The following is a 19,395-nucleotide window of genomic DNA, read 5'->3' on the forward strand; positions in this document are numbered from 1 at the left end:
GGCCCTTCACAGCTTGCCCTCGGCCGCCCATTTTCGCAGGAGCGCCTCGCCTACCTCGAAGTGCATGGAATCTTCGCGGCTATAGCCCGCACCCCAATACCAGCCGGCCTCATTGAAGAATTCCGCGAGGACCACGAGCCCGAATTGCGTGCTGTTGTCGCCCATGTTGTCGAGGTTCTTCTTTAGTTTCAGGTCGACCGCCGCCCCCCACGCATGTGAGGACACCGACTTCGCCGACCCCCGCACATAGCGTGCACAGAGCGCGCCCTCGGTCCCGATTGCAGCATAGATATCGGGCTCCTCTTTCTGGAGGCGCGCCATGATCTGCTGCAGCGAATCCAGCGCGGGCCTGATCATGGTCAGCCGAACATGGCCGATATTCCGGGTTTCGAGTGCATTCAGCAATTTTGGATTGGTGACCGGTTCGCAGGTCGTCGAATAGGTGCTTCGCGGTTCGCCCAATATCTGCCGTAGCACTGCCGGGGTCGGGCGTATGACATTCTCGTTGAAGCGCTTCTTGGCCAGTTGCATCGGTTCAGTCAGATTTTCTTCTTCTTCCTGCGGAGCCATGCCACCGAACTGATCCGTGAAGAGGGGTGACGGATCGGGCGCTTGGCCGCCTTGCGGGTTGATGACAGGGGTTGTCTGAGCAGGGTCGGGACGTGGTGTTTTTTCCAGCTCCGTCACCCTGCCATCGACGTCCGACACCCGTCCTTTCAGGGCGTTCAATTCAGAGCGAAGCCCTCGAATTTCGCTGTCCTGCTGGGCAAGCTGCTGCGTGAGACGATCTAATTTGCCCGCATTGGGATCAAATTCCGTATCTTGGAGGAGGTTACCGACAAACGCAAAGATGACGGCCGCGAGAACGATGCTCATGCCGATGACGACGGCCGCGATGGCATTTATGGGCCTCAAGATATCGCTGCTCCGTCAATCTGGACGACAATCACGGAGACGTTATCCGGGGCACCGTTGTCGAGAGCAGCACTGATCAATCGCTGACAGGCCACCGGCGGCGTTGAAACGGCATTCATAAGGGCAGTGATCTCGGCATCCGCCACACAGTCGGTCAGTCCGTCGGAGCAGAGAATGAGGGCATCACCCGGGCGGAATGAAACTTCCGTGGTTTCGACGACAAGATGATCGGACGCTCCAATTGCGCGGGTGACAATATGCGCTTGCGGGTGCTGCCAGGCCTCATTGGGAGAAAGGCGTCCGTCATCGAGAAGCTCCTGCACGACCGAATGATCGCGCGTCAGCTGCAGTAGTTCCCGATCGCGCCAGCGATAGGCACGGCTATCGCCCGCCCAGGCGAGCGTAGCAGTGCCGCCGTCTAGGAGCGCAGCTACTACCGTTGCGCCCATCTGCGCCACGTCGGCGGAGATTGCCCATCGGCGAACGGCGGAATTGGCGGCCTCGAGGGCGCCCACGAGATCGGCGCTCGTGATTGGAGCATGGGGAAGCAGGGCCAGGTGCTCGATAACCAGGTCGGCCGCAACGTCGCCGTGGCCATAGCCGCCCATACCATCCGCAACGGCCCACAGCACACCCGAGGGATCCGTGAGTATTGCATCCTCGTTGCGTTTGCGAACATGACCGGTGTGACTCAGCCCAGCCCCTTGCGGCCTGCCCGGCGAGCTCGGGACGCGCGTCGAGGGACTATTGGGATACTCCGCGGTCATGACCGGAAGAACCTCATCATTCGCTCCGTCGTGAGGGCCGGAACCGGAGCGGTTGCACCCAAAGTCATCCTATAGTAATTTTTGGCAACGCGAAACATTTTTGCCGAGAGGAACCTAAAATGAAGCGCCTTCTGACTTTGAAGCTGCTGGTGTCTCTCGCTTTATTCTTCGCGTTGCGAAGTGAATTGAATGCGCAGGAACTAAACGAATCGGCGCTCAAGGAACGTTTCCAAAGGCAAATGGAATTGTTCAAGGCCGCCAAGCTGGGGTCGTCCCGCGGCCTCGTGCTGACCAATTCCGCGCCTGCGCCCGAGGCGACGCCAGTGCCGATCGCAACGCCCGAGACCACGCGAGCCAAGACCGGATCCGGCCAGGCGAGTAGCAATTCGGGCACTCCGGCAAATGCAACCAGTGGGGCAACAGTCGAGGCGACCCCGTCGTCCGGACAGGGGTCGGCGGAGACTTCACCAGCAACTGCAGCAGCGACGATAACGACACCTCAGACATACTGGAAGTTGCCGGATGATGATCAAATCAACTATCGCGTGCAGTTTGCCTTTGATTCCTCCGCCATCGAACCGAAGCAGAAGCCAATGCTGCTGAAGCTTTGCAGTGTGGTGAAAGAAATGGATATCAAGCTCGTTCGCATCATCGGGCACACCGATGCTTCCGGCGGAGCGCGGTACAATCAGAGCCTCTCCACGCTGCGCGCCAGGGAAGTGGCGCGCTTCTTCACGGAGGATTGCCATGTTCCCCGTGAACGGCTCGAGGCTGTTGGCGTTGGCGAGCAGTTTCCACTCAATCCGCAAACGCCGAAAGCGGACGAGAACCGACGCGTGGAATTCCAGGCAGTCAGCTAAAGGCGAATGGCAGCTCGCAATAGTATCTGAGCGCTATTCAAAGGCGTACGTGAAGCCGTCCGCAGACGCTCCGACCGTTGCCTTCGTCAAGCGTTTGCCGTCCAGCGCCCAGTTCAATATGCCGGTGCTGAGCGCCGGCAGAAGCGTGTTGGTCAAGATCGCATCGATCATGCGGCCGCCCGACTCGACTTCTGTGCAGCGCGTCTTGATCAGCTCGAGAACGCCCTCTCCTATGACCAGCTCGGCGTTATGGCTCGTACGCAGTCGCTCTGCAATCTTCTTAAAGTTTGCCTGCGTGATCGCCTCGATCATGGAATCGGAGAGGGGATAATAAGGCACAACAATGACGCGCCCAAGAAAGGCGGCCGGGAACACTTGCAGCAACGGAGCCCGCAACGCAGCTTCGAGCTCTTCGGTGGCAGCGCGGGAGAGCCCGTTGCCTGTCAACCTCATGATGACATCCGAACCGACATTGGAGGTCAGCAATATGAGGGTATTTCTAAAATCAATCCGTCGACCCTCGCTGTCGTCCATCATTCCCTTGTCAAAGACCTGAAAGAAGATCTCGTGGACATCGGGGTGCGCCTTCTCGACCTCGTCGAGTAAAATGACGGAATAGGGTCTGCGGCGAACAGCCTCGGTCAGAATACCTCCCTTGCCATAGCCCACATAGCCTGGGGGTGCTCCCTTCAAGGTCGAGACGGTATGGGCTTCCTGAAATTCCGACATGTTGATGGAGATCAGGTTCTGTTCGCCTCCGTACAATGCCTCAGCAAGAGCAAGCGCCGTTTCCGTCTTGCCGACGCCGGATGGTCCACAAAGAAGGAAAACGCCGACCGGCTTTTCCGGCGCCCCTAGTCCTGCGCGGCTGGTCCGCACCCGACGCGCTATCGCCTCCATGGCAAGGTCCTGGCCGACAACGCGTTCGCCCAGAATTCCGGCAAGCTTGAGAGCCCTCTCGGTCTGGCCGGCCAGCATTCGTCCGACGGGAATTCCGGTCCAGTCCTGAACCACCGAGGCTACGGCGTTGCGGTCTACCGACAGCAGCATCAGTGGCGTTTCGCCCTGCATCTCGGCAAGTTCTTGCGTGAGCGCCGTCAGGCGCAAAAGATCGGCATTTCCATCGGGAGAGTGTTTGTCGCGTTCCGTTGCGGAGGCATTTTCGTCTGGGACCGTCGCAACGGGCGCAGTTTCATCTTTCCGCGACAGCGCCGCATCGAGGCGAACGCCCTGTTCGCGTAGCCTCGCCCGCAAGTCGAGAATCTCAGAGACAATCGACCGTTCACTCTCCCAGCGGGCACGCGCCGCGGCAAGGGCTGTATCCGCCTCGCCGAGTGCCTTGTCGACCTTGACCTGGCGGTCTGCAACTTCAATGCCGATGGACCTTTCACGGCCGATGATCCCCTGCTCGATCTCAAGAGACTGTTTGCGTCGCAAAAGATCTTCAACCTCGGCCGGCGTCGCGTGCTGCGATACCGCTACACGTGCGCAAGCGGTATCCAGTAAGCTGACTGCCTTGTCAGGCAGCTGTCGGGCCGGAATGTAACGATGCGAAAGGCTGACAGCCGTTTCGATCGCCTCGTCCAGGACCTGCAGCTGATGATGTTTCTCGAGGATGCCCGCCACGCCTCGAAGCATAAGGATGGCGCTTTCTTCGCTGGGCTCCTCAATCTTGACCACCTGGAAGCGTCGGGTCAGCGCCGGGTCCTTCTCGATATGCTGTTTGTACTCCGCCCATGTCGTTGCCGCGATCGTGCGAAGTTCGCCGCGCGCCAATGCCGGCTTCAAAAGATTGGCCGCGTCCCCCGTTCCCGCAGCTCCGCCCGCTCCGATCAGTGTATGTGCCTCGTCGATGAAGAGGATGATCGGCTTCTCCGATGACTGAACCTCGTCGATCACTGTCTTGAGGCGTTTTTCGAACTCGCCTTTGACGCTTGCGCCAGCCTGCATCAAACCAACATCCAGCATGTGGAGCGTAACCCCTTTCAGAGGCGGCGGCACGTCCTCTGCAGCAAGGCGAAGTGCAAAGCCTTCGACGACCGCCGTCTTGCCGACCCCGGCCTCGCCCGTCAGGATCGGGTTGTTCTGCCGTCGGCGCATGAGAATGTCGACGATCTGGCGGATTTCCGGATCGCGACCCAGAACCGGATCGATCTTCCCTTCCCGAGCACGCCTGGTCAGATCCGTCGCATATTTCGCCAACGCGGAATCGCCCCCCGCCGCGCGTTCCTTGCGCACGAGTTCGCCAGCATCGCTTCTGCCGCTATTTTCAAGCGATCCCGAGAGTACGTCGTCCAAGCGGGCAAGGACAGAATCGGCCTCGATCCGGTCGAACTCACCGCTGATCTTCGAGAGCAGGCCGTCAAGCACCGGCACCTTCCTGCAGGCTAGAAGGACGTAGGCGCCACGAACCACCTCTGAGCCGAACTGAAGGCTTGCGAGACTCCAGGCTTCCTGGACAGCGTGGAATATATGGTCCGAAAACTCTTCAATGGACGTCGCGCCATAGGGCAGCTTGTCGATCGACTGCGCCATGTCGGCTGCAAGGCGCCCGAGGTCCACGCCAGCGTCGGCGAGGATGAACTGGAAATCCCCGCGGTCGACGAGCGCCAGCTGCTCGATCCAATGCACGAGTTCGACATAGGGATTGCCCCGAAGCTTGGCGGCGTCAGCCGCCGCCTTAAATGCACGCAGGCAAATCGGATCGAGCTTGCCGATCAGTTCTTTACGCTTGAAGCTCTGGGAAGACATGTTCTGCTGCATGCCGGTCGGGCTCCTGCCATGTGCTCTGGAACGAACGAGCCTAGTCTTCGATGTCGATGGCAAACTGCCACATTATAGTGTCCTTGACAAATATTCGAACCGCATGTCTTTGATGAATAGTGTGACCGCGTGGTTTGGAGTTGCCAGATGATCGATCCATTGCCCGGTGACATCTTTCGCAAAAGCCAGGTACTCAACAATACCTATGAGATCGAGGGTGTGCTTGGTCGCGGCGGAACGGGCGAAGTCTACCGCGCCAGCAACAAGATCACCGGCCGTGTCGTCGCGCTCAAGGCACTCAAGCGAGAGCTATCGGCCAATGCCAATTATCTGGAGCTGATGAAGCGGGAAGAAGAGATGCGCGGCATCTCGCATGACGCGGTCGTACGCTATACCGACTGCAGCCAGACAGCCGAGGGTCACGTCTATTTGGTCATGGATTACGTCGCAGGCACGCCACTCAGCGACTATCTCGAGCGTGGCGGGATTTCCCCTGGCGACCTGCTCGTCGTGGCCCAAAGAGTGGCCGAGGGCCTAGTTGCGACACACGAACGCAAAATCGTCCATCGCGATCTGTCGCCCGACAACATCATCCTCCGCAACGGCCGGCCCGAGGAGGCCGTCATCATCGACTTCGGCATTGCCAAGGACAGCACGACGGGCGCGCGCACAATCGTCGGTAATGAGTTTGCCGGCAAATATGAATATGCAGCGCCCGAACAATTGCACGGGCGGGCCGAGCCGCGTTCGGACCTTTATGCCCTCGGCGCATCCTTGCTTGCGACTTTTCGGGGGAAAATTCCAAATGTCGGGACGAGCCCTGGTGAGGTCGTCCGCTACAAGGAGCGCCGGCTCGATACAGCGGGCGTTCCCGAGCCGCTCAAGGCTTTGATCGACGATCTGACCCAACCTGACGCGTCGCGACGCCCGCCAACCGCTGCGGCCGTCGTCAAGCAGGTGAGCGAGCTGTGGCGGACCGGTCGCACAGGCCAGCAGGAAGGCGGGCCCGGCGCCAGGCGAGGCTGGCGACCATGGCTGGCGATCTTAGCCATTGCTGCCGTGGCGGCGATCGCGGGGCTTTGGTTTGCAGGCTTTCCTGATGGCCTGTTTGTGAAAAGCCTGCCGGTCGAGGCACCCTATAAACTCAGCGCCGGGCTCGATGGGCAACACCAGACGACCTTGTCCGGTTTCGCTCCCGATGCCGACCAGCGGCAGGCGATATTGGCAGGTTTTACCCGTGCAGCCGGGCTTGCAGCACCCAAGGATGCACTCGGTCTCGCGAGGGGCGAACCTTCCGCGCGCTGGGCACAGGACATCGACAGCTTTTTTGCAGCCGCCGACGGACTAGACGAGTGGAAGCTTGACGTTACGGATCGCACCGTTCGCCTCACCGGCCTTGCGCCCGACAAGACATCACGTGACGCCGCCGTCAGCCAATTCAACGAGGCGAGCAAGGCCGCGGGCTACCAGCCGATCGTGCGAATTGCCGCAGGTCCGAGAAGTTTGACGCCCGACGAGCTGAAATCGGCCATCGCACCAATGGAGACTTGCGGTCCGCTTGGCGTCCACGCGCCGGAAGGGGCAAACTTTCCTCTCGGTTCGACAGTCACAATTCGGGGAGCCGTCGCCGCCAGCGGCGATGTTGAAGCGCTCCGGCAGACGCTTGCGCCGCGTCTCGGTGATCGCGACCTCCGATTTGATACGACAGTGCTCAGTAGCCAGCTGTGCGTGGTCCAGTCATTGTTGCCCGATGCGCCGCAGGGACCGATGACGATCGTGCTCGGTTATGGCGACAAATCCGAGCCAAACATGTCCGGCATCTACGCGGTCGGCGACAATCCAGTCATCGATGTGCTTGCTCCGACTACGATTAAGAACGGCTACCTCTGGGTCGCGATCGCCGATGTCACCGGCAATCTGTTCAACGTCCTTCCGAACATCAAGCGCCCGGACAACGCGCTTTCCAGTCTCGGGACCGTGTCCAACGGCATGCGGACGATCCGTGTCGCCTACTCCACGGCTGATGGAGCGACTGACCCCGCAAAGCTTTCCTTTGCCGTCGACAATACGTTCGGCAGAAGTCTGATAATCGCGATGCAGACTGACCGTCCTCTATTTTCGCAACTTCGCCCTACAACCGAGTCCACGAAGTCCTTTGCTGAGGATTTACATGCAGTTATTGCCAGCGGGCAGGTTTCGATCCTGTCGACTACGACCCGATTGATCGATACTCGGAATTAGTTGCTGCTTGCCCGCAAAGTGGCATTAGTACAGAGCGAAAAGTTATGCTAAAACAGGATTGAGAGAACAATATTAGTCGGTAAACGGGGGTTGTGTTGTTCGAATCTGCTCTCTGGTTGAATCCGATAGACGGTGACAACCCGTCCGGCGAAAGCCTGCGGAATGACGGACGATTCCACGAACTCGAACGCCTCGTACAGCCCCAGATCGAAATCAGCCGAGACGAGCGCAACAACCCCGTTTCACGAACGGAAGTGCCGGTCGACTGGTCTGTCGTGCTTCGCAAATCCGAAGAGTTGCGAGCGCACGGGCGCGATCTCAGGCTGCTTGTGATCGTGACGCGTGCCCTCGCAAATGAGCGGGGGTTTGTTGGCCTTGCCGACGGATTGAAGCTGATTGCCCAAACCTTCGACATGCACTGGCAGACAATGCATCCGGAACTTCGCGACGGCCAGCCCCCCCGTGATGCGGCTCTTCGCCGCATCAATGCACTGATACAGCTTCAAAATGACAAGGACGGCTTGCTCGGCGACCTGCGCAAGATGACGTTCTTTGCTCCACGTGGCGTCAGTCCGGTGACGGGACGCGATCTGGAGCGGGGGGCAATCGACGGTCGTACCGTTATTAACGAAGCGGCGCCTGGTTTGAGTTCTGCTGAAAAGACCTCGCTTGTCAGCGAGCATGATCAATTGCTCAATCGCATACGGACCAGCTGCGCGGCATTTGCCGAACAGGCGCCTGGAGAAGCAGCAGCGCTAGCGGCCAGTGCAAGTGCTGCCGTTGCAGCTCTGGAGGCGGCGGAACAGTCGCTCAACCTGCAGATCGGTGGCGATTTGCGCGTTGGCCTGCCGGATCTGAGCCGATTTCTGCATCGCGTGTCAGCGACCCTGGAGCGTGCCAAACCCAATGCGCAACAGGAGGGCCCAAAAGAGGGCCCGTCTGGCGGCGATCGTACGCTCGCTGCCGTCAGCGCTGCGGCAGACCAGGCCCCCATCTGGCCAGCGACAGTCTTTCCCTCCCGCCTAAACTCGCGAGACGAGGTCATGCGTTGCATCGACCTTATCATCGCTTTTTACGACCGTACGGAGCCGTCAAGCCCTATTCCCCATCTGGCCCGCAGGATCAAGCGCATGGTGCCGATGGATTTTCTCGAGCTCATGGAGGACCTGGCTCCCTCCGGGCTGAAAGAATTCCGGCTTTTAGCCGGCGTTTCGGAAAGCAAGAGACCTGCCCCTGGGACAAAAGGTGACCACCAATGAGCGAAACTAAGGCGAAGGTAATAGAACGCAACAGGGCGCCTCGCGTCCAGATCGCCTATGAAGTGGAAACGTATGGCAGCCCGACCACGATCGAGTTGCCCTTCGTGATGGGCGTGATGGCTGATCTTGCCGGTGCGTCCGAAACGCCGGAGGCTCTCAAATCCGTGCGGGACAGGACCTTCGTCGAAACCGATGCGAACCGGTTCGGTCGATTCATGGAGGCGCTGAGCCCGCGGGTCAAGGCGCGGGTCAAGAACACGCTTCCTCAACCGCCTGGCGAAGAGCGGGACGAGGAACTCGCCGTCGACCTGACCTTTACGAGCATGGGGGACTTTGCGCCGGACCGGATTGCCGAACAGGTTCCGCAGCTCGCTGAACTGTTGAAGATGCGCCGCCAGCTTGAGGAACTGCTGGGCTTCATGGATGGCCGCGTCGACGCCGAAAAGCGCATCGCCCAGCTTTTGAACAACGAGCCCCTTTTAGCAAAGATCGCCGACCAGGCGATCGATGATGGCAGCAAGTTGGAGGGCTAAATCATGGCCGAACAGGAAAGAACCGCCGCTGTCGACGTCAAGGAAGCCGAAGGCGTCGATCTTCAGGAATTCAGTGATCTTCTCGAAAAGGACTTCAAGGTCAAGAAGGACGACAGCGACAAGCTGCAAACCCTTGTCAAGAATCTCGCGCTTGCAGCACGCGCTCGTTCTCAATCGACGGCGATTTCCTCGAACGCGATCAAGTCGATCAAATCGCTGATTTTCGGCATCGACAAACTTCTGACCGAGCAGGTCAACGAGGTCCTCCATGCGCCCGAAGTGCTGCAGATCGAAGGAACCTGGCGTGGTTTGTGGTATCTCGTCAACAATACCGAGACGGATCAGAAACTGAAGATCCGCGTCATGAACATATCAAAAGAAGCACTGGCCGACACGCTCGAAGACTACGAGGGTCAGATGTGGGATCAGAGTCCCATATTCAAGAAAGTCTATACGGACGAGTATTCCATGCTTGGCGGCAGCCCGTACGGCTGCCTGATCGGTGCCTACGAGTTCTCCAATCACCCAAAGGACGTCGCCCTTCTGCGCAATATGTCCGGCATTTGCGCGTCGGCGCATACGCCCTTCATCGCAGCCGCCGCCCCCCGCCTCTTCCGCATGGAAAGCTGGCAGGAACTGCCAAATCCCCAGGACCTGCAACAGATCGTCTCGTCGCCCGCCTATGCGTCCTGGCAGTCGCTGCGTGAGAGTGAGGATTCGCGTTACATCGGGCTGACGATGCCCCGGGTCCTTGCGCGCCTGCCTTACGGTGCGGAAACCGTTCCGGTAAAGGGCTTCGCCTTCGAGGAGGACGTACAGGGCAATCATCATCGCTACGCGTGGATGAACGCTGCCTTCCCCATGGGGGTCAATATCAATCGAAGCCACAAGCTGTTTGGCTGGGGCACGCAAATTCGCGGCGTCGAGAACGGTGGAGCGGTCATCAACCTTCCGGTTCACAATTTCCCGACCGACGATGGTACGGTCGCGATGAAATGCCCGACCGAGGTCGCCATCGACGATCGCCGCGAGGCTGAGCTTGCCAAGCTTGGGCTCATGCCGATCCTCCATCGGAAGAACACCGACATCGCGGCCTTCATCGGTGCGCATTCGCTACAGGACGACGAGACGCGTGCCGGGCGGCTGGTCGATCCCGATGCACAGGCCAATGAGCGCCTGAGCGCAAATCTGCCCTATCTTTTCCCGGTCTCGCGTTTCGCCCATTACCTGAAGGCAATCGCCCGCGACAAAATCGGCTCGTTCAAGGAGCGGTCCGACATGCAGATCTGGCTGACGGAGTGGATCAACCGCTACGTCCTTGCCAACCCTGCCTTTGCCGACGACAAGGCCCGCGCCAAGCGGCCCCTGGCTGCGGCGGAGGTTCAGGTCGACAGCGTCGAAGGCCGTCCGGGATGGTATAATGCTCGGTTTTATCTGCGGCCCCATTATCAGTTGGAAGGCATCAACGCGTCGCTGCGCCTCGTATCGGAGCTGCCGTCGACGAAGACCTGAATTCACAAGGGAACGGGAGGTTATCCATGAAAATTGACGGTTTTCTCAAGGTGCCCGACATTACGGGACCGAGCGTACGTGATGGCCACGAAGACGAGATCGAAATCCACGGCGTGGAGTTTGAAATGGTCGGTCCTTACGATCCCAACTCACTTTCGCGACGAGGTCGCGTCAGTCTGGGCATGATCACGTTCATCAAGCATTACGACAAATCCTCGCCGTATCTGAAGAAGGCGCTTTTCGACAACACGCTTCTCGATGAGGTCAAGTTCTCGGCGCGTAGAACGATCGAAGGCGAGACGAGCGATTATCTGGTCGTTACGCTGAAGGAGGCTTCGGTCACCAAGTACAATATGATGCCAAGCGAGGACGAGCCCGATCTCATCGAAGAGCGCGTCGGCTTCGCCTACAAGAACATCACGTTCAACTACGACGACAAGGACGAGGTCGAAATGGATGTCTATGTCGGCAAGTGACGGCTGGCGAAAGGAATTTGGAAGGGAGTCGAGGCCCCTTGGCGGGCACCAGCGCGCAACCCGCGAAACGATCCAGCCGTCTTTGTGGGATCGCCTGGTCAATGACCTGCCGGGGCTCAGCTCCGAAATCAAAGATCTGCGGCAGATGCTGCAAGGCGACACAGACGCAGAGCGGCTGGACGCAATGGTGGCTGGCGGCGTCAGGGAAGTTGAATCTGCGACGGATCTCAGCATCGAGCAGAAAAAGAACATCCATCGTCTGCTTTCCCTGGAACGTCGTCGCATAGAACTCGAAAGTCGCGGCGTGGTCGTATCGACCGATGTGCTTCGCGAGGCGGTGCGGCGCGACATTGAGGCGCTTTTCAATGTGCAACGCTTCGAATCCTCGCCCCTCTTGACCGATGCAGAGGCCGACCAGGCCGGCGACAACCCTCCATCGCTTGAGGATTTCCCTCTGGTTCGCCGCAGTGTCGTCAATTACGGGGTGCCGCCATTTTCGGGCCGCTCATCGCGCGACTTCGACCGCGAGGAACTCGCCAAGGAAATTGCCCAGGTGCTTGCGGCATTCGAGCCCCGGCTGAAGGAAAGCGCTACCAAGGTCACCGTCAGCCTTGGCGACAAGTCGGTTGGTCTCAGGATCGACATCGACGCACTGCTCCTGACGACGCCGGCACCGGAACGGCTGCGCATCCGTACCATCCTCGATCTCGACAATGGCTCGGCAAGGACCGAATTGAAGGACGCCTGAAATGGATCGCGTCTTCCTGGAATATTATGAGGAGGAACTCACCCATATTCGCGCGCTTGCCGCCGAGTTTGCCGATATGCATCCCTCGATAGCGCGCAATCTTTCACTCGATACCGTCCCGTGCCCCGACCCCTTCGTCGAACGGCTTCTTGACGGCGTCGCATTTCTGGCCGCCCGCACACGCCAGAAGGTTGACGCAGAAAGCATGCGCTATGTCCGCAGCGTGCTCGAAAACTTCTATCCGGACCTCGTCTCGCCGGCCCCAGCAACGGCCATGGCTTTGCTCAAACCCGGCCAGCAGGTTCAAACGATGCTGGCCGGTCACCTTGTGAAGCGGGGAACGCGGCTCGTTTCGAGCGTGCGGCCCGGAATTTCCACAAGGTCCATCTTCACCACGGTCCAGGACGTGACGCTCTGGCCGCTTGCAATCAGCTCCGTGACCTACATGCAGGACCGAAGCGCACTTGCGGCGGCAGGGATCGGCGCCATTGACGGAGTTCCCGGCGCCTCGGGATTGAGCATCACCGTCAATCGAACCGGCAAGGGCAAGCTCGCCGACTTGGCGCTCGATCGCCTGGACCTATACTTCAGCGAAAAGAGCAAGGCGCCGTTGCTCTTCGATACGCTGTTTGGCGCCTGCACCGGCGTTGGCGCGCGCCCGGAGGGCCGCGAGAATCCGCTAAGCCCGTTGCCTGCGCCGGAGATGGTCGGCATATCGGACGACGAGGCGCTCATGCCCCGAACGAGGGAAACCTTTGAGGGCTACCGGCTGTTACGCGAATATTTCATCGCCCCCGAGCGGTTTCACTATGCCCGTGTGACGGGCATGCGGCCGGTCGTTCGCCATTGCGGCGAGAGGCTGGAACTGGTCTTCCTGCTCCGGCGACCCGTCCCGGAGCTTACGGGCCTTACCGCGAAGGATCTCGACCTCTTCGCAACGCCGATCATCAATCTGTTCGAGCGCTCGTGCAGTGTCATCGAGCTCGATCCACGGCGGACCCGCCAGGTGCTCCACGCCGATCGGACGCGGCCGCGCGATTTCGAAATCTATCGCGCGTTGCGTGTCGAGGATGCCGATGGCGAAGGCTCCGATGCCGAGATACCGGCACTTTTCAGTCTCGGTCAGAACCGCGCAAGCGGCTGGGTCTATTATACCGAACGTCGCCCACGGCGGCCGAGCGAGGACGAGCTTCGTCAGGGACAAACCCGCACGTCCTACGTCGGAGACGACGTATTCATCACCCTCTCACGCCCGGCGCAGTCGAAAGCGACCCGACCGCCCAAGCGGATCGAGGTGACGGCCCTATGCACCAACCGCGACCTGCCGATACTGGACGACACGCCCTCTCTGACGCTCGAAAGCGGCGATCCGGTAGAGGCCGTCCAATTGCTGGGTGCGTTGCGCCAACCTTGGCCATCCATCCCGGCAATGCTGCCAGCCGGTGCCGTCGACGCCTCGAGAGCCGATGAACTCGCCTGGCGCTTTATTGCACAATTGTCGCTGAACTTTCTCAGTCTTTCGGAGGAAGGCCGCGGGGTCGACCCTCTTCATGCCCTGCTTGATCTTTATGCGCAGCGGGGAGATCCGAGCCTCTCGCGGCATGTGCGCGCCATTGCGCGGGTCGAGGCCCGACCTCTCATCGAGCGCCTGCCGATCGCTGGGCCGATGTGCTTTGCCCGCGGCAGCGACATCACGCTCCATGTCGACCAGTCGGTGCTTGCCGGGCATAGCAGTTTGCTCCTTACGGCGCTGCTCTCGAGGCTTTTTGCACGCTATGCGGCGATTAACGGATTCGTGCGCACAAGAGCGAGAATCCTGCAGAAACAGGAGGATGTGCTATGGCCGATAACGCCGGGCAACCGCTTCCTGATCTGAGGAATGACGTCGCCCAATCTGCCGAGCTGTTCGACTTTTTCGAGCTCTTGCGGCAGCTCGAAAATACCGACAGGATCTTCGGTCAGGCAGGCCCTCCGCAGCGCGAACCGGCCAGGCTCGGGCAACACATTCGGCTTGGTTTTGCCGTACAGGATGTCGCAAGGCTCGAGCCCGCCACCGAAACAGCGCCCGCCCGGGTTACGGTCGCGACTATCGGCCTGCTCGGTCCGGAAGGCCCGATGCCGCTTTATCTGACGCGCTGGGTGCTAGATCGCCTGTCGCAGCGCTGGTTTGCCGGTGCCGACATGCGCGAGGTCAGCGACACGACGTTCGTCGACTTCGTCAATGTGCTGCAACATCGCATGATCGCGCTCTTCTATCGGGCCTGGGCGGATGCGCACCCGGCCGTTCAGATCGAGCGCACCGAGGGCGGACGCATTCGTGCCATGGCGGCGGCCATGGCGGGGATCGGCCTGCGAGGCAGGGCAGACCGCGAGCCGACAGCGATCGACATGACGAAGCTCGCCCACGCCGCAGCCCTTGCCCATCAGGTCGATGGGCCCGAAAGGCTCACGCAGTTTCTCGCCGACCACTTCAAGGTTCCCATCAGGCTTCGCGAGTTTGTCGGCGTCTGGATGGACATACCGCAAAGGCTCCAGTCCCGCCTCGCCGGCGCCTACGCACAGCTTGGCCGAAGCGCGACGATCGGGCCGAGAACGTTCCAGCGACAACAGAGAATTGAGCTTTCGGTCGGACCGTTGACCCTATCCGATTACACCGCGTTTCTTCCTGGCAGCGACCGGCACAGGGCCCTTAAAACCGCAATCCGCGATCTGGTTGGAAACGGGCTCGACATCGACGTCAGGCTGGTGCTTGCAAAAGAGGAGGTTCCGGCATCGCGGCTGAGCAAGGCGCGGCTCGGACACATTGCCTGGCTCGCTCCTAAGCAGGATCGCGACGCTTCCGATTTGTGCATGCGCACACTCGTCGGCTTTCGCGCCGGTTTTGCGGAGGATTCGCCATGTCGCTGATACTCACTCTCGAACAGTCGCCGCACCAGCAGGCGGTTCGCCAGATGCGGCTCGTGGAAGGCGAGCTCGTGATCGGTCGCAGCGCCGATGCCGACTGGCGGATCGACGACCCGGACATGTATATTTCCCGCGCCCATTGCACGATTGCCTGCGTTCATGGCCGCTATGAGGTGACGGATACGTCGAGCGGGGGCCTTTTCATCGATGGATCGCGCGTCCCGCTTGGGTCGGGAAATTCCGCCCCTCTCCACGACGGGGCTAGATTGCAGCTCGGCAACTATATCGTCCGTGTCGAGGTCCAGAGCACACCCTCGGATCGCCTGCCTGAACGCCCGCCGTCTCCCGCCCCGATCAGTTTCGAGCGTGACACTTTCTTTTCCGAGCGCAGCGAAAAGGTGGAGCCTCCCCCGCGACCTGCCGGATTGCCGGACCCGTTCGAACAGCCCGCCGCGGCGGCGTTTGAGGCAGTAAATCGGCAGGAAGCCACAAAGAGCGGTCACCCATTTGATGATCCGTTCAGTCTCGATCCTCTGCCGGCCCAGAGGCAGGACGACAAGGCATTGAACCTTTTCCTGACGGGCGGGCCCGCGGATCAGCCGGTTCCTGACCGCACGGCACCCGAACAGAAGGCAAAGCCCCAATCCAGACCTGACTTGCCGCCGCAAATGCCGCCGCAGGCGAGCCCATCAACCGATGCCGGGCTGCGCGAAGCGTTTCTGCGCGGATTAGGTTTTGACGGTGATGAATTTCCAGCCGCCGATTCGATCGCGCAAATGGAGAGTTTCGGGCGGGAGTACCGGATGATGCTGGAGGGCCTGATCCATCTCCTGCGCAAGCGAGCCGAAGAAAAAGGCGAAGCCAGGATCGCGCAAACCGTTGTCGGTGCATCCGAAGTCAATCCGCTCAAATTCATGCCGACGGTCGACGATGTTATCGCGACCTTCCTAGCACAGCGCACCGTAGGTTTTCTGCCGGCGGAAGCCGCAATCAGCGGCTCCATCCGCGACTTGGCCCACCATCACGTGCGCACGTGGCGCGGGGTCCAGGCTGCGCTCGCAAGGATGATCGACCGTTTCGATCCGGCAGCGCTTGAAAGCGAGCTGAAGTCGCAATCGACATGGGACGCGGTGCTTGCAGGCGGACGGCGTGCCAAGCTCTGGGAACTTTACGAGAAGCGCTACCGCGAAATTGCCAGGAATGCATCGACGCGTTTTCTCGGCGAGATCGGCAGCGACTTCCGGGATGGCTATGAAGAGAGGGAGAAAGAATAATGCTTCACCGACGCGGCTTTCTGATGATGCTTGGCACGACAGCCTTGATTTCCGGTTGTGTGGGCGGACCGCCGAAATCCTCGACCGTAACCGTCACGGCGACGGGACAGGCGGGTATGAATCTTGCGCCGGACGGCGGTGACCGCCCGGTGACACTCCTCGTCCTCAGGCTCAAGGACGTTTCAAAATTCAACACGGCCGATGTTTTTGCTCTCCAGTCTGATCCGTCTTCCGCGCTTGGAGCCGATCTCGTCGGCGCCGATCAGTTGACGATCTCGCCCGGCGCATCGGCCTCCAAGACGGTAGCCTTCCCTCCGGAAGCGACGTTCCTCGGGGTCGTCGCATTCTTCAGGACGCCAGGCGGGCGTGTCTGGCGAAGGGCGGTACCGATCAAGCCGGAATCGACGGTAACCGCGACTGTAGCGTTGAGTAGCGGCGGCATGGCGCTCTCGCTCGCCTGAAGGGAGGGCGTTTCCCCATGACGGATACGAATAAGGTGCTCTGGTCCGAAGGGCTTTTCCTGCGGACGCAGCATTTTCAACAGCAGGATCGATATACCGAGGCGCTGATGCGCGGCGCGCTGCAGGCTGGACGGCTGCAGACGTTCGGCTTCAGATCCCTGATGCTGGATGCCGCACAGCTCGAAGCCGGCCGGGTGGCGGTCTTGTCGGCGCGCGGCATTTTCCCAGACGGCACGCCCTTTTCCATTCCCGAGACGATGGATGCGCCCGCCCCTTTGTCCATCGCCCGCGACATGGGCTCTGGATTGGTGCAGCTTGCCCTTCCGCTGGAACCGCCCGGAGGCGTGAGCTTCGATGCCGCCCATGGCGAGCCGACCGGCGCGCGCTACAAAGGCCAGATCGAGCCGATGCGCGATGCTGTCCATGGCGGCGCCGATCCGGAGGAGATCGAGATCGCCCGGCCGCAAGCCCTACTTCTGTCGCCGGCGCAAATGACCGGCGGATATACGGCGATGCCGGTCGCAAAGGTCAACGGGCTGCTCGCCGACGGGAGCGTCGCGATCGGGGAGAACTTTCTGCCGCCGGCTCTCGTGACCGGCGCGGTGGCCTTCTATGGCCAGCTCATGCAGGAAGTGATCACCGGCCTCGACCGCATTGCCGATGCGCACGGCAAGATGGTCCTCGGCGGTGCGGGCCGCAGCGTGGAAAACCTTTTAGTGCTCGATCTTGCCAACACTGCGCGGGCGCGGCTAGCACATATCCTTCCCCAGGAGGTCTTTCACCCGGCCGAGCTCTTTCTGGAGCTCAGCGGACTTGCAGGACGGATGGCGACCTACGGGTCAGGGTCGCGCCGGCTGACCGAACTGCCGACCTATGACCACATGCTGCCGGGACCCGCCTATGCCGCGCTCGCTGACACCCTACGTTCGCTGATCCTCAGCCTGCGTTACGTGGAGCCGAAATCAAGGGCACTGCCCGTTCTCAAGCATGCGACAAACGTGTGGAAGGTCCGGGTCGATAATCCCGAATTGCTGACCGCAAGCCGTATTGTCGTACGCGTCGGATGCGACATGTCGGAAGACGCGCTGCGCAAGATCTTCGTCGATCAGGTCACCGTCGGTGCAGCCGACGAGTTCGAAGCCTTGTGGAAGTCCAGGTTGCCCGGCATCCGTCTGAAGCCGCTTCATTCGCAGCCGCGCGAAATTCCCTATGATGGGGACCGCCTTTGCCTCGAGCTCGATCAGCGCAGCGAACATTGGGAATCCCTGCTGCGCTCGCCCGGCTTCGTGATTGGTGTGTCCGGCGTGTTGCCCAGTGAACCACAGGTCGACTGCTATTCGGTAAACAGGTAGCGCCATGTCAAGTGAGGATCCATTCGGTCTATCGGGCGATCACGGCCGGACGCGTATCCGGCCTCCGCCATCGTCGGGCGCAAGGCAGGTTGCCGCTGCAGCCAGCCTGGCAAGGCGGGCACGATCTCATCCGAACACATTGATCAATGCGTTCGCCAAATTGCTGGAATTTGCCCCCGAACTCGAAAGCGCCTTGCCGCCGAGCAACCCGGAAGTGCTGCGAACGAGATTGATGGATGAACTTGTGGTGGCTCGGGACGCGGCGATGGCGTCCGGTTCGGTCCTGCAGCGTGCAGACGCGGCCGCCTGGGCTGTCGCCTCGCTGCTCGACGATCTGGCGCTGAACACGCCCTGGGGTGGGGCAAGCGCGTGGCCGCGCCAGCCGCTCGTCGTCATGTTACGGGGCGATGTCGATGCCGGCGCGCAGTTTTTTGCAAGGCTGGAAGAGCTTGAACGCCATCCCGGCCGCGATAAGGAATTGCTCGAACTCCAGTATTTCTGCCTGGCGCTCGGTTTTCGCGGCAAGTATCGCGTGCCCGGCCGCGCCGGTGACCGCTCGATCAGCGCCGTTCGTGCGGGGGCAGCCCGCTTCCTCAAAGATGCCGATGCGGAGGACGCGCCGCTATCACCCCGATGGGAGGGGGTCGCTGCGGCCGACGAACCATCCCGGTTTGCGGTGCCGATCTGGGTCCTGGTTGTCGTTGCTGTCGCACTCTCGACCGCGATCTATTTGGCGCTGTCAATGCGCCTCGATACCAAGGCGGAGGGGCTTGCTGCGCTTGTGCGGGCGCTGCCACCGCCCGAGCGCGCCGAAATCTACCGGCCGGAAAAGCGCACCCCGCCGCCAAACGCGCCGCCGGTGGAGCCGGTCGTTATCGAGCTGCTGCCGGAATTCCGCGCCGCCGCCCCTGCACCGCTGCTCCCCGCCCTGAAGGGAAATGAAAACGCCTCTTCGGTCACGCTTCTCTTGCAATCAAGCACACCTGAGCTTTTCCAGTCCGCCAGACCCGAATTGACCAAGGACTTTGAACCTCTCGTTGCTTCCATTGCAACGGTTCTCAAGCAGAATGCGGAATTGATCGGTGGCGTTACGATCACCGGCCATACCGATAATGTCCCGGTCCAGGCATCCAATCCCCTGTCCAATAATCAGCGCCTTTCCGAGGCGCGCGCTGCAACCATTGCCTCGTTGCTCGCAGCTGCCGGGGTGCCGGCCGAACGGTTGAAGTCACAAGGACGCGCGGCAAGCCAGCCGCTCGCCGGCAACAATACGCGCGAGGGGCGGGCTGCCAACCGGCGCATCGAAATCCTGATTGAAAAGAGGCTCTGA

16 protein-coding genes are annotated in these 19,395 nt (G+C 60.7%); 13 read left to right on the forward strand and 3 right to left on the reverse strand.

Features of this window, described 5'->3' with window-relative positions; all coding sequences use genetic code 11:
• Nucleotides 1-6 precede the first annotated feature (6 nt).
• Nucleotides 7-915 carry a M15 family metallopeptidase gene (locus tag MOV76_RS08540; protein ID WP_247264333.1) on the reverse strand — a complete coding sequence of 303 codons (909 nt, stop codon included), beginning with the start codon at nucleotides 913-915 and terminating at the stop codon, nucleotides 7-9.
• Nucleotides 912-1,682, reverse strand: a complete 771-nt coding sequence (locus MOV76_RS08545; RefSeq protein WP_130767086.1) for a PP2C family serine/threonine-protein phosphatase — start codon at nucleotides 1,680-1,682, stop codon at nucleotides 912-914. Before MOV76_RS08545 ends, MOV76_RS08540 begins: the two co-directional genes overlap by 4 nt.
• Nucleotides 1,683-1,801: 119 nt before the next feature.
• On the opposite strand from MOV76_RS08545, the gene MOV76_RS08550 reads away from it, so the two are divergent.
• The gene (locus MOV76_RS08550) at nucleotides 1,802-2,542 is read left to right on the forward strand and encodes an OmpA family protein (RefSeq protein WP_247264334.1); all 741 of its coding nucleotides are present in this window, start codon (nucleotides 1,802-1,804) and stop codon (nucleotides 2,540-2,542) included.
• A 33-nt stretch (nucleotides 2,543-2,575) separates the two neighbouring features.
• On the opposite strand, the gene tssH is transcribed toward MOV76_RS08550, so the two are convergent.
• Complete coding sequence (gene tssH / locus MOV76_RS08555) at nucleotides 2,576-5,305, reverse strand: type VI secretion system ATPase TssH (protein WP_247264335.1); 2,730 nt, start codon at nucleotides 5,303-5,305, stop codon at nucleotides 2,576-2,578.
• Nucleotides 5,306-5,452: 147 nt separating this feature from the next.
• Here tssH and MOV76_RS08560 point away from each other — a divergent pair, with 147 nt between their 5' ends.
• The 12 genes from MOV76_RS08560 to icmH all read left to right on the forward strand — a co-directional run bounded on the left by MOV76_RS08560 (nucleotide 5,453) and on the right by icmH (nucleotide 19,395).
• Complete coding sequence (locus MOV76_RS08560; RefSeq protein ID WP_131605564.1) at nucleotides 5,453-7,546, forward strand: serine/threonine-protein kinase; 2,094 nt, start codon at nucleotides 5,453-5,455, stop codon at nucleotides 7,544-7,546.
• Nucleotides 7,547-7,641: 95 nt separating this feature from the next.
• Nucleotides 7,642-8,805 carry an ImpA family type VI secretion system protein gene (locus tag MOV76_RS08565; protein WP_131605565.1) on the forward strand — a complete coding sequence of 388 codons (1,164 nt, stop codon included), beginning with the start codon at nucleotides 7,642-7,644 and terminating at the stop codon, nucleotides 8,803-8,805.
• The gene (gene tssB / locus MOV76_RS08570; protein ID WP_130767082.1) at nucleotides 8,802-9,338 is read left to right on the forward strand and encodes a type VI secretion system contractile sheath small subunit; all 537 of its coding nucleotides are present in this window, start codon (nucleotides 8,802-8,804) and stop codon (nucleotides 9,336-9,338) included. Before MOV76_RS08565 ends, tssB begins: the two co-directional genes overlap by 4 nt.
• A 3-nt stretch (nucleotides 9,339-9,341) precedes the next feature.
• A complete protein-coding gene (tssC, locus tag MOV76_RS08575; RefSeq protein ID WP_130698289.1) occupies nucleotides 9,342-10,850 on the forward strand; it encodes a type VI secretion system contractile sheath large subunit in 1,509 nt (502 codons plus the stop codon).
• Nucleotides 10,851-10,876: 26 nt separating this feature from the next.
• Nucleotides 10,877-11,326, forward strand: a complete 450-nt coding sequence (locus MOV76_RS08580; RefSeq protein WP_065277759.1) for a type VI secretion system tube protein TssD — start codon at nucleotides 10,877-10,879, stop codon at nucleotides 11,324-11,326.
• Entirely contained in the window at nucleotides 11,313-12,074 is a 762-nt protein-coding gene (gene tssE, locus MOV76_RS08585; RefSeq protein WP_065277760.1) for a type VI secretion system baseplate subunit TssE, read from the forward strand. The genes MOV76_RS08580 and tssE overlap by 14 nt, the downstream gene beginning before the upstream one ends.
• Nucleotide 12,075: 1 nt before the next feature.
• A complete protein-coding gene (tssF, locus tag MOV76_RS08590) occupies nucleotides 12,076-13,950 on the forward strand; it encodes a type VI secretion system baseplate subunit TssF (RefSeq protein ID WP_130767080.1) in 1,875 nt (624 codons plus the stop codon).
• The gene (tssG, locus tag MOV76_RS08595) at nucleotides 13,914-14,981 is read left to right on the forward strand and encodes a type VI secretion system baseplate subunit TssG (protein ID WP_131605567.1); all 1,068 of its coding nucleotides are present in this window, start codon (nucleotides 13,914-13,916) and stop codon (nucleotides 14,979-14,981) included. The genes tssF and tssG overlap by 37 nt, the downstream gene beginning before the upstream one ends.
• A complete protein-coding gene (tagH, locus tag MOV76_RS08600; protein WP_131605568.1) occupies nucleotides 14,972-16,252 on the forward strand; it encodes a type VI secretion system-associated FHA domain protein TagH in 1,281 nt (426 codons plus the stop codon). Before tssG ends, tagH begins: the two co-directional genes overlap by 10 nt.
• Nucleotides 16,252-16,713 carry a type VI secretion system lipoprotein TssJ gene (tssJ, locus tag MOV76_RS08605; protein WP_131605569.1) on the forward strand — a complete coding sequence of 154 codons (462 nt, stop codon included), beginning with the start codon at nucleotides 16,252-16,254 and terminating at the stop codon, nucleotides 16,711-16,713. The genes tagH and tssJ overlap by 1 nt, the downstream gene beginning before the upstream one ends.
• Before the next feature lie 17 nt (nucleotides 16,714-16,730).
• Nucleotides 16,731-18,065: a type VI secretion system baseplate subunit TssK gene (tssK, locus tag MOV76_RS08610; protein ID WP_131605570.1), complete on the forward strand. Its 1,335-nt coding sequence runs from the start codon at nucleotides 16,731-16,733 to the stop codon at nucleotides 18,063-18,065.
• 4 nt (nucleotides 18,066-18,069) lie between these two features.
• The gene (gene icmH, locus MOV76_RS08615; RefSeq protein WP_131605571.1) at nucleotides 18,070-19,395 is read left to right on the forward strand and encodes a type IVB secretion system protein IcmH/DotU; all 1,326 of its coding nucleotides are present in this window, start codon (nucleotides 18,070-18,072) and stop codon (nucleotides 19,393-19,395) included.

This window comes from Rhizobium sp. PRIMUS64 (assembly GCF_023006465.1).
In the GTDB taxonomy this organism is placed as follows: Bacteria; Pseudomonadota; Alphaproteobacteria; order Rhizobiales; family Rhizobiaceae; genus Rhizobium; species Rhizobium leguminosarum.